Source organism: Rhodococcus erythropolis NBRC 15567 (assembly GCF_001552595.1).
In the GTDB taxonomy this organism is placed as follows: domain Bacteria; phylum Actinomycetota; class Actinomycetes; order Mycobacteriales; family Mycobacteriaceae; genus Rhodococcus_F; species Rhodococcus_F erythropolis.
In genome coordinates, this window is sequence record NZ_BCRM01000018.1 from 78,247 (window position 1) to 93,077 (window position 14,831).

At 61.0% G+C, this 14,831-nt stretch carries 15 protein-coding genes; 7 read left to right on the forward strand and 8 right to left on the reverse strand.

Going from position 1 to position 14,831, the window contains the following annotated elements; translation table 11 throughout:
• Positions 1-115: 115 nt before the first annotated feature.
• From RE4_RS21235 to RE4_RS21270, 8 genes are all read right to left on the reverse strand, one after another.
• The gene (locus RE4_RS21235; protein WP_060939290.1) at positions 116-1,135 is read right to left on the reverse strand and encodes an alpha/beta hydrolase; all 1,020 of its coding nucleotides are present in this window, start codon (positions 1,133-1,135) and stop codon (positions 116-118) included.
• A gap of 68 nt (positions 1,136-1,203) precedes the next feature.
• Positions 1,204-2,844: a class I adenylate-forming enzyme family protein gene (locus tag RE4_RS21240; protein ID WP_020906734.1), complete on the reverse strand. Its 1,641-nt coding sequence runs from the start codon at positions 2,842-2,844 to the stop codon at positions 1,204-1,206.
• A 9-nt stretch (positions 2,845-2,853) separates the two neighbouring features.
• On the reverse strand, positions 2,854-3,558 hold the full coding sequence (locus RE4_RS21245) for an ABC transporter ATP-binding protein (RefSeq protein WP_020906733.1): 705 nt from the start codon (positions 3,556-3,558) through the stop codon (positions 2,854-2,856).
• A gap of 1 nt (position 3,559) precedes the next feature.
• Complete coding sequence (locus tag RE4_RS21250) at positions 3,560-4,333, reverse strand: ABC transporter ATP-binding protein (RefSeq protein ID WP_046378188.1); 774 nt, start codon at positions 4,331-4,333, stop codon at positions 3,560-3,562.
• A complete protein-coding gene (locus RE4_RS21255; RefSeq protein WP_223257992.1) occupies positions 4,330-5,289 on the reverse strand; it encodes a branched-chain amino acid ABC transporter permease in 960 nt (319 codons plus the stop codon). Before RE4_RS21255 ends, RE4_RS21250 begins: the two co-directional genes overlap by 4 nt.
• 68 nt (positions 5,290-5,357) lie before the next feature.
• On the reverse strand, positions 5,358-6,233 hold the full coding sequence (locus RE4_RS21260) for a branched-chain amino acid ABC transporter permease (RefSeq protein WP_046378187.1): 876 nt from the start codon (positions 6,231-6,233) through the stop codon (positions 5,358-5,360).
• Between the two features lie 15 nt (positions 6,234-6,248).
• Entirely contained in the window at positions 6,249-7,433 is a 1,185-nt protein-coding gene (locus RE4_RS21265; protein ID WP_019744444.1) for an ABC transporter substrate-binding protein, read from the reverse strand.
• Positions 7,434-7,559: 126 nt separating this feature from the next.
• Positions 7,560-8,354: a TetR/AcrR family transcriptional regulator gene (locus tag RE4_RS21270; RefSeq protein WP_060939291.1), complete on the reverse strand. Its 795-nt coding sequence runs from the start codon at positions 8,352-8,354 to the stop codon at positions 7,560-7,562.
• Between the two features lie 267 nt (positions 8,355-8,621).
• Here RE4_RS21270 and urtA point away from each other — a divergent pair, with 267 nt between their 5' ends.
• The 7 genes from urtA to RE4_RS31060 all read left to right on the forward strand — a co-directional run bounded on the left by urtA (position 8,622) and on the right by RE4_RS31060 (position 14,708).
• Positions 8,622-9,878 (forward strand): urea ABC transporter substrate-binding protein, encoded by a 1,257-nt coding sequence (gene urtA / locus RE4_RS21275; protein ID WP_019744446.1) that lies wholly within the window; start codon positions 8,622-8,624, stop codon positions 9,876-9,878.
• A gap of 54 nt (positions 9,879-9,932) precedes the next feature.
• A complete protein-coding gene (urtB, locus tag RE4_RS21280; RefSeq protein WP_003941514.1) occupies positions 9,933-10,817 on the forward strand; it encodes an urea ABC transporter permease subunit UrtB in 885 nt (294 codons plus the stop codon).
• Positions 10,814-11,920: an urea ABC transporter permease subunit UrtC gene (urtC, locus tag RE4_RS21285; RefSeq protein ID WP_060939292.1), complete on the forward strand. Its 1,107-nt coding sequence runs from the start codon at positions 10,814-10,816 to the stop codon at positions 11,918-11,920. Before urtB ends, urtC begins: the two co-directional genes overlap by 4 nt.
• Entirely contained in the window at positions 11,917-12,753 is an 837-nt protein-coding gene (gene urtD / locus RE4_RS21290; RefSeq protein WP_019744448.1) for an urea ABC transporter ATP-binding protein UrtD, read from the forward strand. The genes urtC and urtD overlap by 4 nt, the downstream gene beginning before the upstream one ends.
• 3 nt (positions 12,754-12,756) lie before the next feature.
• The gene (urtE, locus tag RE4_RS21295; protein ID WP_060939293.1) at positions 12,757-13,449 is read left to right on the forward strand and encodes an urea ABC transporter ATP-binding subunit UrtE; all 693 of its coding nucleotides are present in this window, start codon (positions 12,757-12,759) and stop codon (positions 13,447-13,449) included.
• 1 nt (position 13,450) lies between these two features.
• Complete coding sequence (locus tag RE4_RS21300; RefSeq protein WP_020906727.1) at positions 13,451-14,140, forward strand: GntR family transcriptional regulator; 690 nt, start codon at positions 13,451-13,453, stop codon at positions 14,138-14,140.
• Between the two features lie 190 nt (positions 14,141-14,330).
• Positions 14,331-14,708 (forward strand): hypothetical protein, encoded by a 378-nt coding sequence (locus RE4_RS31060; RefSeq protein WP_127159972.1) that lies wholly within the window; start codon positions 14,331-14,333, stop codon positions 14,706-14,708.
• Positions 14,709-14,831 lie beyond the last annotated feature (123 nt).

A 14,831-nucleotide genomic window follows, 5' to 3' on the forward strand; every position in this document is an offset into this window, starting at 1 on the left:
GGGTCGGATTCACCCAGGCTAGACCAAAAGGACTAGTCGAGAATTCCCCGGCAACACACCCGCGGCGCTTTGTCTGAAATGACCTTTTCTTCAGCGTCTCAGCATCATCCGACAACTAGCGGGTGTGTGCGTCGAGAAACTGAACCGTGCGATCGAGGGCAGTGAGACCGTCGGCATTGTCCAGATCGAACTGATACTCGTGACCGAGCGCCGGAACGTGATCGGCCGGATAGAACAGTGTGTCGACCGCAACTCCCAACCCCGTCAATTTGTCAGCCAACGGTTTCGACTGAGAATCTGTCAAAGGATCCGCGTTGCCGCCGCTGATGTAGGCAGGCGGAAATTGAGCGCTGACGTAGTTCAAGGTCGACATCTGATCCGCTGCGTCGGTACTCATGAAGTCACGCACGCCGGTATACGCCCAGAGGGACCGATCAACCCCCCAACCGATGATGCCGGGTCCGCCGACCATGTTCCCGACGTCGTAGATTCCACAGTTCAGGATTACTCCACGTAACTGATCCGGCCGCAGCGACGGGACCACGCCCACACGGTTCGCATACGCGGGATCAGTGACGAGAGTGGCGAGCTGACTCGAGAGTTGCGCTCCCGCAGAATCACCGGCGAGAACGACCGTCGTCGGATCAACATGCAGCCGTTCCGCATTCGCAACGACGTACGCGTGAGCGTCGTTGAGCTGCCGCACCGCTGTCGGATAGTGGTGCTCGGGTCCGAGTGAGTAGTCCAGGGACACAACGGTGTAGCCACGAGAGGCCAGCAACTCGTAGTACGGCGCGTAGTTGGACTTGCTTCCCGAGATCCAGGCACCGCCATGAGTCCAGATCACCGTAGGCAATGCGGTCGTCGTCGCTGCGGGAAAGTAGACATCCAGGTATGCGTCGTCGTCTTCGGCGCGGTACTGCTGGTCCTTGATCGAGTCGACGCCTTCGGGCGCGTGCTTCTCGAGCGCCTCGGTGACTTTCACGGCATCACGATCGAAGACCCATCGCACGGTGAGTGCGCCAGGTCTCGGGCTCAGAACGAAGGCCAGAACCACGGCTCCGATCAGAACGAACACAATTGCCAGAGCCCACAGCAAGCGCCTGCGCCACCGATGCGGTGAAGGGTTCGTCATCGGGTTTCCTTCACTCTCGGCAAAATGTCCGGATCAGCGTAACGCGGCGCCGGTACTGTCAGGCGCGATCAGCCGAGTTCAGCGATCCGCCGCTGCGCGAGTGCCTTGACTTCGCCCTTGGCTACTTTGCCGCCTGCCGCCATCGGCAATTCGGCGACCGTCATCACGTACTCGGGTATGTACTCGCGGGTCACTCCTCGGCTCTGCAGCCAGGCGGTCAGGTCCACCGAACTCAGATCGTCATCGGCGGACACGACGACCGCACAGACCTTCTCACCGAACAGCGGATCGTCGACTCCGACCACGGCGACCAGTTCCACCGAAGGATGCGCGCGCACGTACTCCTCGACCTCGACCGCGGAAATGTTCTTGCCGCCTCGAATGATGATGTCGGCTTTGCGCCCGACCACACGCACCCGCCCGGTCTCGTCGATCTCGACGATGTCGCCGAGAAGCATCCAACCGTCGTCGGTGTACAACTCGTCGTTTGCATCGACGTCGCCCCAATAACCCTGGCACATCAGCGGGCCGTTGACCGCAGGCTGACCGCGACGGACGGAGCCGGTCACTTCCTTTGCCGCATCGTCGAATACACGAACTTGCATGCGATCGATGACGTGGCCGCACGTCTTCAGTCGGGTATCGGAGCCGTCCGAAACCGTCGTCACCGAGACGGCGCCGGTTTCGTTTGATCCGTAGAACTGCAGGACAGCCGCTCCGGTACGTTGTTCGAAGGCCAGTGCCTCCGAATACGGCACGGCTTCACCACCGGTGAACATGAAACGAAGTGACGAGAGATCGGCCGATTCCGCGGCCTCCGAACGCAACAGCATCTTGAATTGTGTACTCACACAATTCAAAGCAGTCACCCGTTCGCGCTCGATCAACTCGATCATCACCGAAACGTCGAAGCGTTCCATGACGACATTGCGAGCACCGAGTAGCGCCGGCAGGAAATGCGAAGTCCAGAGGCCGAATCCGAAAGGTGCCGGAACCGCGCCGAGGAACACCTCATCCGGACCGATCGCCGCCGCCTCGGCGGCAATCTCGGAGAAACCAACCCAACGATCCTCGGTTTGTGTGACCAGTTTGGGTAGGCCCGTTGTGCCGGACGTCGAGTTCAGCATCGAAACGGCTGACGTGACAAAACACGGACTGGTTGCGGGGAACTGCTTTAGCTCGACCGGCAACGAGGTGAGTTCGCCGTTTGCACTCACGCGTTCGAAACTCACGTCGGCGCGTTCGTCGGCGAAGACGACGTCCAGTCCGGGATGCTCTGCCCGCAGACTCGCCACGAGTTCGGCGGTATCGACGCCGCGCAGCGTGCGAGTGGTGACGAGTACGGAGGCTTCCGAGCGGGCGATCAGATGAGAGATCTCGCGAATGCCCGAGCGCGAACCGATTCCGACCGCGACGCGGCCGGTACGAAATGCTGCGCAGAGAGCCGCATGGAATACAGCGGTGTCGGGGAGCAACACGGCTACATGTCCGTATCCCTCACCAGCTAGATCCAGCGCCGACGCGATCGCATCGGCAGCCGCGTCGTACTGTTTCCACGACACCCTCGATTCCGGAGTGACGAAGGCGGTTTCGTCCGGGATGGTCTCAGACCAATGCCTGACCATTTCGCTGATGCTGACGCCGGCGAACCGGTCCGGATTCGTGGCGAATTCACCGACGGTGAAGTCGAGTGTCTTCGTTTCAAGCATGATCGTCGATCATCTCCCGTCGGCGCTGAGGACGCCCATCGATTGTTTGTACGCGTTGTCCAGTGTCGCTGCGGAATCGCATTCGCGGACGAGTTCGCCGCGCTGCATGACATATCCGCGGTCGACAACCGATTTCAGTGCAGTAAGTGCCGGTTCCGTCACGATGACGGTCACACCCTCGGCGGCCAGACCCCCGACCAGCGCTCGCAGCTCCGCGACGATTTTCGGTGCCAGTCCTGTCATCATCTCGTCGAGGAGCAACACCTTCGGGGTTTCCAGAAGGGCCCGCCCCAGAACCAACATCTGCTGCTCACCACCGCTGAGGACCCCGGCATAACTCTCGGAGCGTTCACGCAGGATCGGGAACCTCTCGAAAGCTGTTTCCACGGCTTCGGCTTTCAATCCCAGCAGGTCTGCGCCGACGCGTAGGTTCTCGCGAACGGACATTCGCATGAACAGTTGCCTGCCTTGGGGTACGTAGGCAAATCCGCTGCGGACACGATCCAGTGCCGATAATTTCTGGATCTCTCGACCATCGAATTTGATTGTCCCGGTGGCGGGAACCGAGCCGTAGATGGATCCCGCCAAGCTGGTCTTGCCTGCACCGTTCGGCCCGACGATCGCTGTCACTTCACCGGCGGGGGCGACAAGGGAGACTTCCCGGACGGCGACAGCGGATCCGTATCGAACTGTGACTCTGTCGAGTTCGAGCATGTCAGGCGCCTTCCTCGTATTCGGAACCGAAATAGACTTCTCGCATCGCGTCGCTGGCCAAGCACTCCTGCGGTGGTCCGTAGAACGCCACTGATCCGAAATTGAGCAGCACGATCTTGGTGGCGAGCGCCGCGATGAGATCGACGTTGTGATCGACCAGGACTACTCCTTTGCCCTGCGCGGCAATCGATCGCACGGCACCGGAGATGGCAGCGATGCCGTCGTGATCCGCGCCGGCAAACGGTTCGTCCAACAGGAGAACATCGGGTTCGGTCGCCATCGCCCGCGCCACCTCGACCAGACGCTGCGCCCCCAAACTGAGATCCCCGCAAGCACTCTCGACGTCGGTGACCGAGTATCGCGCAGCAATCTCCCGGGCCCGCTGTGCTGTCCGGTCCCAGTTCTCGAAAGGTCCTTTGATCGCCCACCACAGCGAGTGCAGAGGTGAGGTGATCTTGTGCCCGTACAGTCCCGGGATGATGTTGTCGACGGCGTCGAGTTCCGCCGCGAGCTGCGGATGTTGAAACGTGCGCGAGAGCCCTTGCCGTGCACGGCGCTCCGACGGCCCGGTCAAGGCAGCACCCGCGAGCGCGACGGTTCCGGAATCTGCTTGCTGTGTGCCGAAGATGCAGTCCACCAGTGTGGTCTTGCCTGCCCCGTTCGGGCCGACCAGTCCGATCACCTCTCCCGGTCCGACGCTGAACGAGACATCGTCGACAGCGCGGACGCCGCCGTAGGACTTGTGGAGCCCGCTCACTTCGAGTAGCCGAGTCATCGATTGCCACGCTCCTTGTACAGACGGTTCATTCGACCCAGAACGTTCTGACTCCAACCGATCACCCCACCAGGCGCGACGATGAGGATCACCAGGACGGCTCCGGCAAGCAGGAGTTCGCCGCTTCCCTGGTAGCCGGGCATGTTCAGCGTCACGATCACCACGATCAATGCACCGAGCGGAGCACCCCACGCCGAACCGCGACCGCCGATGATCGGCATGAAGATTGCAAGGAAAACAATACTGAGAGTGAAGGTTTCAGGAGTGACAGCTTGCACCGACACAGTGAACAGCGATCCGCCGGTTGACGCGATCGCGGCACCGATCGCCAGCGCCACGACGGTCAGGTGCGCAGGATTGACGCCGGAAGACCGTGCGACATTACGATTGTCGCGGGCAGCTTGCAACATCAGCCCCCACACCGATTTCCGGAGTCGATCGACAGCGACCGCGATCAGACACACGAACAAGATCGCGAACACGACCAATGCGTAGCGCGGTGGCTCCCAGCCGAACATCGTCACAGTCTCGACACCCGAGATCCCGGCCGATCCGCCGGTGAAACTCGGTCCGTCGATCAACCAGTGCTCGAAAGCGATACCGAACAACAAGGTCACCGCGGCAAGGTAGAAGCCGGAGAGTTTCTGCGTTGCCAAGCTGAGAAGTACTGCAACCGCTGCAGCGGCGAGGGCGCCGAGAATCCATCCCCACCACATCGACAACCCGGTCCGAACCGAGATCAGCGCAACGGCATACGCGCCGATCGCCGCATACGCGCTGTACGCCATCGACAGTGATCCCGCGAGCACGAATGGCACGTACATGCCGAGTGCGATCAGCGAATACGTCGCAGCGAGGAACACCAGATCCTGCCGGTACAGACTCGGCCCCATCCACAGCAGCACGGCAGCAACCACGACCACGGTGATCAGTGCTTCTCGTGACACGGCGAGCATCCTCGTCCGGGGACCGCCGGATGTAGCGGGCGGATTTGACGTCAGCGGACTGGTAGAAAGCGAGGCCATCAGACGCGAACCTTCCTCGAGAGCAAGCCTTCCGGACGGAAAGCGAAGAACACCAGGGCAATCAACAGAATCGCGGTTTGAGCAGCACTCGCACCGAAGTAGTACGGGGCGAATACCTGGACGACGCCCAACACCATTCCGCCGATCAGCGGAGCCCAACTCCGGCCGGTACCACCGATGACGAGTGCGATGAATGCCGTCAGCGTCCATGACAGACCGCTCGTGAACTGAACACCGGCCTTGGGAGCGAACAGAAGTCCGGCGACGGCGGCAATCACACCCGCGAGGGTGAACGCGATGAGGCGTACCCGATCCACCGGCAAGCCCAGGACGCGGGCGGCATCCGGACTGTCGCCGACGGCGCGAAGCAGACGGCCCGAGGTGGACCGGTTCAGCCACAGTCCGATACCGACGAAGATCCCGGCAGTTCCGACGACGAGTACAACGGTCGAACTGTCGACGGTGGCACCGAGCACCGATATCGGATCGAAGTCGAAGATCTTCTGCCCGGGAAGTGGTGTTCGGCCGAAGACAGTGCCGGCGAGCTGCTGGATCCCGAACAGTACTGCGGTCACAGCCACCAACGCCGGTAGTTCCCCACGACCCGATCGCTTCTGAACCTGTTTGACCACAAGCTTTTCCGTCAGGATCGACAGCGCCACCGCTACCGCGATCCCTAGCGGCATGGCAATCCAGAGAGCGAGCCCGTAATTGATCGCGACCCAACTCGACGCCATGGCCGCAGCCATCGCATACGGACCCATCGCAAAATTGAAGAAATCGGCGCCGACCACCACGAGATACATTCCGAGGGCTATCAGTGAAAAGAATGCACCGATCTCGATGGCAGCGAGCCACAGTTGTGCGTCTGTCATGTCAAGGCTCCTCGGTTATCCACACGGGGGTTGGTAGGAATCCCACGGATGGGCCGGCTTGTTGTCCTCACCGAATTCGACGAGCACCAGTCCGCAGAGGCTGTCCGGAGCCAGGTGATCCTGCGAGGAGAACGACAGTGTCAATCCGTCCTGGCCGAAGCTGGCGGGAAGTGCCGAAACCTGTTGAAGAGCATCACGAACGGCCGTCCGATCTCGGTGGTCGCCGGCAATTTCGATTGCCTCGGCCAACATCATGACGGCGTCGTACGCCTGTGCGTCGTAGGCAGTCAGTTGATAATCAGGCCCCTTCACCGCCTGAACCTTGCGACGCAGTTCGGCGGTTCTCGGGTTGTTCTCACTGAGCGAGCCCATGTACACCATGCCGCTCAACGCCTTCGGGTCCGCCAAAGCCCAAGATGCGGGCTGGTTTCCGATGGAAGCGAGTGAGAAGCGTTGCGTCTGTGGGGTGATCTTCGACAAGGTGTTGTGCGCGAGGATTTCGAAGTGCCCGCCGATACTGGCGACCAGAATCGCGTCCGGTTCGGTTTCCGCGAGACGTGAGACCTGTGCGGTGATGTCCGCGGCATCGACCGGCGCCTTTTCAACGCCCGTCACTCTCGCGCACTTCTCGAGCGCCGGCCGCAGGGTCTTGATGATTCCGTCGATGGACGCACTCGCGTCACCGAGAATTCCCAGGGACTTGTACCCCATCTTCTCGAAAGCCCCGCAGTACACCTGGGCGTACTGCTTCAACGAGTTCGGAATCATGAACGAGAAGTCGTTGTCGGGCGCCGAGGCAAAGGCGTCGCTGAGAACGACCGGAGCTATCGCGGGAATCTTCGACTGCTGGAGAATCGACTTGGCCTGCAGCACCGACCCGCTGCCGGTGGCGAGGATGACCGCACTTGATCCGTGATCGACCAACTTCCGAATGATCGACGGGGTCTTGGTGGGACTGCTCTCGTCATTCTCGACAACCAATTCGACCTGCTTGCCGTTGATTCCGCCGGCCTGGTTGATCAGGTCGACAGTCATACGCACGGTCTTGCCGGCGATCGTGCTGTACGACGCACCGGGCCCGGTGGAGTCCTCGTCCAAACCGATGACGATGGTGTCTTCGGGAATGACACCGGCAGATGCGCACGCGCTCGCCCCGAGGACCACTGCCGCGCAGACGGCAATCGCCTTTCCGAGTCTCACATCAATCTCCCGTCCAAACTCTGCTTGGCAAATCAAACAAGCGCTTGATTTACGAATGTGGACAGAAGTATGCACTGGGTCACACCGATAGTCAAAATTCGAACTACACGCGCAGGAACTGCGGTGTTACGGCTTCTGCAGCTGCCGGATCGAGGAGCTGAGTTCGCGAATGACGGACTTCAATTCGTCGACGTCCGAACGGAGTTCGGCCATTTGGGAGTCCGAACGGAGTTCGGCCATTTGGGAGTCCGAACGGAGTTCGGCAAATTCGGAGGCAGGAGATACGGTCTGCGCTTCCTTCTTCGCCGTGCGCCGCGCAATGCGTGCCACCGGCTCGCCGTCGACGGAACGTGCGGCGAAGCCGTCCAGGAATACCGAAATCAGATTGCGCTGCAGATCATCCGCCAACTCGGAAAGCTGCGGGCGATACTGCGCGACGGTGGACCAGACGGATTCACGCAGGAGACGGTGAAACTGTTCGGGATCGATGTCTTCCCGAAACTCCGCGTCGGCAATTCCGCGAGCGATAGCCGATCGCCAGTAGCTGTGTGCCTTCTGAACCAGGATGGTGATGGGCGCGTCCGCCGGTTGCGACGAAAGTATGGCTTCTCCCTGATAGACCTCCGTGGCATACGGGTGATCCACCGCCGATGCAAAAGACACCGAGACCATCGTTGCCAGGCGATCTCGGGCCGAACCTCCCGGCTCGATCGAGTCTTCGTACCTGACGTTGAGGTCTTCGAGAAACCGGACGACGATCTCGTTGGCTATCGCATCCTTGGAGTCGAAGTAGTGGTAGAGGCTGCCGGAGAGAATCCCGACTTCGTCGGCGATGTCGCGTACCGTCGTCGCGGCGATTCCCCGCTCACTGAACAGCTTGGCCGCATGAGCGAGTATTTCGTCCCGTCGGGTCGAGCGCACGAGAAGATCCTTCCGACGTTCCGATCGTCAAGCGAGTGCTTGATCAATTTCTCGTCGATGCTAACACCGCACCCTCGCTGACCTGCGGTGTGAGGTCCTGGACATCCAATCGAAACACCGGACACACACTTGTCACCGACAGTCATTCCACCGCAACAACTTCCACCTACTCTGTGCACTCGACGAATACAGCGTTGTATACGCACTCCGGATACAGATCTGTCAGAGCCATTGTCTGCCAGAGCCATCGACACGAAAGGCCCGTACATGCGAACCTTCTCGAAGCGCACCCTTGCCGCGCCGGCCGCTCTCGCCGCGCTGGGCTTGGTTCTCACCGGCTGCGGAAGCAAGGCGACAGACACCGCATCGGGAGATTCGACGGCTACGTCGTGCGTCGACACCTCGGGGGACACGATCAAGGTCGGTTCTCTGAATTCACTCTCGGGCACCATGGCCATCAGTGAAGTGACGGTCCGCGACTCCATCTCGTTGGCGGTGCAGGAGATCAACGATTCCGGCGGTGTGCTGGGCAAGAAGATCCAGATCGTGGCAGAGGACGGCGCGTCGGAGCCGACAGTGTTCGCCGAGAAGGCCGAGAAACTGATCAGCAGCGATTGCGTCGCAGCAGTTTTCGGTGGCTGGACTTCCTCGAGCCGCAAGGCCATGCTGCCGGTGTTCGAGGACAACAATTCCTTGCTCTACTACCCGGTCCAGTACGAGGGGCTGGAAGATTCGAAGAACATCTTCTACACGGGTGCAACGACCAACCAGCAGATCATCCCCGCTCTGGATTACCTGAAGGAGAAGGGCGTCAAGTCGCTGTATCTGGTCGGCAGCGACTACGTGTTCCCGCAGACCGCGAACCGCATCATCAAGGCGTACGCGGCAGCGAACGGCATCGAGATCAAGGGCGAGGATTACACGCCATTGGGCTCGACCGACTTCTCCACCATCGTGAACAAGGTCCGCACAGCCGACGCCGATGCCGTGTTCAACACACTCAACGGTGATTCCAACGTCGCGTTCTTCCGTGAATACTCGAATGTCGGCCTGAAGCCCGCCGACATGCCCGTCGTCTCCGTCTCCATTGCGGAGGAAGAGGTCGGCGGTATCGGAGTCCAGAACGTCGAAGGCCAGCTGACGGCGTGGAACTACTACCAGACCATCGACTCCCCCGAGAACAAGAAGTTCGTCGAGGCGTACAAGGCGAAGTTCGGCCAGGACAAGCCCACGTCCGATCCGATGGAAGCGGCATACACCTCCGTCTACCTCTGGAAGAACACAGTCGAGAAGGCCAACTCGTTTGCGGTCAAGGATATTCAGGACAACGCCGACGGTGTGACCTTCCAGGCACCCGAAGGACTCGTCACCATCGACGGCGACAACCACCACATCACCAAGACTGCCCGAATCGGCGAAATCCGTTCCGACGGACTGATCTACACGGTCTGGGATTCGGGACAGCCGATCGAGCCGGATCCGTACCTGAAGAACTACCCCTGGGCCGAGGGACTCGGCAGCTGATCGACGAAAGGCGGAATTGACGGAATCGACGAGTAGAGAGGTGGAGCGTCTGTCATGGATGTTGTGATCGGACAGTTGTTCACGGGTTTGAGTATCGGATCGATTCTCCTGTTGGCAGCGTTGGGATTGTCTCTCACGTTCGGGCAGATGGGTGTCATCAACATGGCACACGGCGAGTTCATCATGGCCGGCTCGTACACCGCATACGTAGTGCAGCAGGTGATCTCGAATGCAACGGGATCTTTGATCATTTCTCTGCTCGTCGGTTTTGTCGTCGGCGGACTGATGGGTGTCGTGCTCGAAGTGGTCCTGGTATCGCGGATGTACCACCGACCCCTCGACACCCTGTTGGTGACATTCGGCGTCGGATTGATCCTTCAGCAGTTGGCGCGCGACATCTTCGGCGCGCCGGCAGTCAATGTTTCGGCGCCGAGCTGGCTTTCGGGCGGGGTCGATATTTTCGGCGCCGTGGTACCGAAAACCCGCATCTTCATTCTGGTGTTGGCGATCGCAGCGGTGATCGCGCTTTCGGTCGCACTGAAGCAGTCGTCGATGGGTCGACGCATCCGGGCCGTCGTGCAGAATCGCGATCTGGCCGAGACGAGCGGAATCTCCTCTCGTCGTACGGACATCACGACCTTCTTCCTCGGTTCCGGGCTCGCCGGCGTCGCGGGTGTCGCGTTGACGCTCATCGGTTCCACCAGCCCGACCATCGGCCAGTCCTATCTGATCGACGCCTTCCTGGTTGTTGTCGTCGGCGGTCTCGGTCAGATGAAGGGAGCCGTGATCGCAGCCTTCGCCCTCGGCATCTTGAATTCGTTCATCGAGTACTCGACGACGGCATCGATCGCGAAGGTGATCGTGTTCGTCATCATCGTCGTCTTCCTTCAAGTTCGGCCGCAGGGCCTGTTCGCAGTCAAGACGAGGAGCCTCGTATGAGCATCCTGAACAATTCCCGAATTCGGGTGTGGGGCGGTTTTGCACTTGCCGCGATCGTGCTGTTCGCCATCGCTCCGGCTGTGCTCTCGGACTTCAGGCTGTCACTGTTGGCCAAATTCCTGTGCTTCGCCATAGTCGCTGTCGGCATCGGCTTGGCCTGGGGCAGAGGCGGAATGCTCACGCTCGGCCAGGGCGTCTTCTTCGGAATCGGCGCATACGTGATGGCGATGCACCTCAAGATCGCCGATGCCGAACTCAAGGGCGACGCGGTACCGGACTTCATGTCCATCGCCGGCAAAACAGAACTTCCGGGATACTGGCAACCGTTCGCCTCGCCATTCGTGGCGATCTTCGCCATCCTTTTCCTGCCGGCCGCTGTTGCCTTTCTCCTCGGACTCGGTGTGTTCAAGCGGAGGGTCAAGGGCGCGTACTTCGCGATCCTCTCGCAAGCACTCGCCGCGGCTTTCGCGATCCTCCTGATCGGCCAGCAGTCGATCGGTGGCAGCAACGGCCTCAACCGCTTTCGCACGTTCTTCGGTTTCAACCTCAACGATCCGGCGAACAAGCAGATGTTGTTCTTCATTGCCGCCGGAGTTCTTCTCGCATCGGTCGCTCTGATTCGCCAGCTGATGAACTCCCGATACGGCGAACTCCTCGTCGCCGTCCGCGATCAAGAGGAGCGCGTACGTTTCCTCGGATACGATCCGGCGAACATCAAACTGGTCGCCTACGTGACCGCGGCGTTCCTCGCCGGTATCGCCGGTGCGCTGTTCGTTCCGATCGTGGGCATCATCTCCCCCGCCGACGTCGGGATCGTACCGTCAATCGCCTTCCTCATCGGGGTCGCGATCGGTGGCCGCGCAACGCTTCTGGGTCCGGTACTCGGTGCGATCGGCGTCGCGTGGGCGCAGTCGACATTCTCGGAGAAACTCCCTTCGGGATGGATCTACGCACAAGGGTTGATGTTCATCGTCGTGGTCGGGTTCTTCCCGGCAGGTGTGGCCGGATTGTTCGCCCTGATGCGCCACCGCAAGAAGCGTGAGACCCCGGCCGGCCCGCCGGTCAAGGTCTCCCAACCCGAACCAGTGGAGGTGTCGTCATGACCAACACAACCGCCACCAGCGAACCCACACCGGCACTGGGCGGCAACGCCGGAATGTCGTCCGAGTACCTCGAAGTACGGAACCTTTCGGTCAGCTTCGACGGTTTCAAGGCCGTCGACGGCGTCGACTTGACCCTCATGCAGGGCGACCTCAGGTTTCTCATCGGCCCGAACGGGGCTGGAAAGACAACGCTGGTCGACGCCATCACCGGACTCGTTCCCGCGACGGGTTCGATCACGAAGTCCGGCGAGCAACTGCTCGGCAAGAAGGTTCACAAGATCGCCCGCCTCGGCGTCGGGCGAACCTTCCAGACGGCAAGCGTCTTCGAAGAACTCTCGGTGCTGCAGAATCTCGACATCGCGGCGGGAGCCGGTCGCTCGGCGTGGAACCTGCTCCGAAGGCGCAAAGGTGTGCTCCCCGAGATCGAGGAGGCTCTGGAGACAACCGGCTTGGAGCACCTCAGAGACACTCCCGCGGGCATTCTGGCGCACGGGCAGAAACAGTGGCTCGAAATCGGAATGTTGTTGGTGCAGAACTGTTCCGTGCTACTACTCGACGAGCCCGTCGCTGGGATGAGCCTGGAGGAGCGCGAGGAGACCGGAAACCTTCTGCGTCGCATCGGCGGTGCACGAACCGTCGTCGTGGTCGAGCACGACATGGACTTCATGCGATCGTTCGCCACGTCCGTCACAGTGCTCGCCGCTGGGAAAGTACTCGCCGAAGGAACTGTGGCGGAGGTTCAAGCCGACCCCAAGGTGCAAGAGGTCTATCTCGGCACAGCCGCTGCCGGAACCGATCTCGGCGCCGACACCGAACCGACCCCGGAGGACTGAATCATGCTCGAGCTCGTCGACATCCGCGCCGGCTACGGACGCACCGAAGTGATCCACGGCGTTTCCCTGCTGGTTCCCAGCGACGGAGTTGCGGCAGTCATGGGTCACAACGGTGCGGGTAAAACCACCTTGCTGCGCGCCGCCGTCGGTCTGATCAAACCTACGCGGGGAAAGGTACTTCTGAACGGTGAGGACATCACCGGACTACGGCCGAGCGCCCGCGTCGCTCGCGGACTTGCCTACGTACCGCAGGGTCAGCAGTCGTTCGGACAACTGACAACTGCCGAGAATCTTCGGGTGGTCGCCGACGGGCGCAAACGCGGAAAGGCACTCATCGCAGAGGCATTGGATCTGTTTCCCGCGCTCACCACACTCCTCGACCGTCGCGCGGGACTTCTCTCCGGCGGGCAGCGCCAACAACTTGCCATCGCCCGCGCATTGATCACCGAGCCCAAGATCCTCATCCTCGACGAACCAACCGAGGGCATTCAGCCCAACGTGGTCGCCGAAATCGAAAGAACCGTCATGGAACTCACCGAGCACGGCGATCTCGGTGTCCTCCTTGTCGAGCAGCACATCGGTTTCGCGCTCCAATCTGCTCAGCATTACAGCATTCTCGCGGCCGGACACGTGACCTCGACCGGTGAGGGCGGCACCACGTCCACCGAGGCGGTTCGTCGAGCGATGGCAATCTGACATGAGTGTGCGGCCGCCGCTGCGCGAACAGGTTTACCGGTCGATCCGAAACGATCTGATGTCCGGTCAGATCGCGCCCTCGGAACGACTAGGCGAGGAACGCCTGGCCCATCTCTACGGTGTCTCGCGAACACCGGTGCGCGAAGCGCTCGCAAAGTTGGAATCCGACGGGCTGGTCGAGCGCGACGAACACGGACTCTTTCCGTACCGACCGCACCTCGACGAGTTGGGTGGCCTCTACGAGCTGCGCATACTCCTCGAGGTGCACGGGCTTCGTCGGGTACTCGACGGTGAGGCCCCCGCTCATGATCGAGACGCGCTCGGTTCCGAGCTCGACAAGTGGTACGCATTTCTCAAACAGATGCCGGTACCGGACGCCGGTTTCGTGACGCTCGACGAGGAGTTCCACATCGCGCTCCTCGCCTCGTCCGGAAACCACGCGTTGGTCGACGCCTTGCAGGCCGTCAACTCGAAGCTGCGCCCCGTGCGGATGTTCGACTACCTGACTCCCGACCGCATGAAGGCCACCGTGGAGGAACATATCTCCGTCGTCGAACTGGTTCTGGACGGCAAGATTCCGCAAGCCCACGAGGCGCTGGTATCGCACATCGACATCTCTCGTGCGGTTGTCCTCGACCGTGCTCGTCAGGCCCTCTCGTTGGCCGCCATGGCCAATGCCGTGCGTAACTGATCAGCGTCGTGTCGCTGAGTTCAGAGTCAAGACTTCGGTGACGTGGTCTCTCGTCAGGGGGATCCTGAGGTACTCCCCCGGTGCGGTTGGCTTCGGGCCGAGTTCAGAACCGGGGACCGTACCCGTTGTGCCGTCCGAGCATTCGACTGCAACTTCGCTCGTGTAGTCCGCATCAGGCGCAACGTCGCAGGTGAGTCCGTCATCCGTGGTGAAGGCGGAGATACTCGAACCGACGGGCCCCTGGATTACTGTCCCGATTGGGTCCGCCGGAGCCGGTGTACTCGTGGTTGGTGTAGCCGTCGTTGTCGGCGTTGCTGTCGATGTCGGCGTTGCTGTCGATGTCGGGATTGCTGTCGGTGTCGGCACAGACGCGGTGGTCGTCATCCCTGCAGTGTTCTCAGCTGCCGTGGTCTCAGCTGCTGTGGTCTCAGCTGCTGTGGTCGAAGAAGTCGTCGATGATGGGGGTTCGCTCACCGAAGTAGGCGTCGGGCTGACCGCACGCGCAGCAAATCCGGTTGGGAGGCTCAGCGGCGTGACCGGGTATGTCGCGGTGCCAATTCCGCATTGAGCCGTTACAAGATTGAACGTCACGTTTGTGGTGCCCAGTATCTGCGCCCCCAGAATCGCAAAAGCTGCCATCGAAAGACTCACGCTCAGCGTCGATTGCGCCGTTGTTGCCGTGGACGTTCGC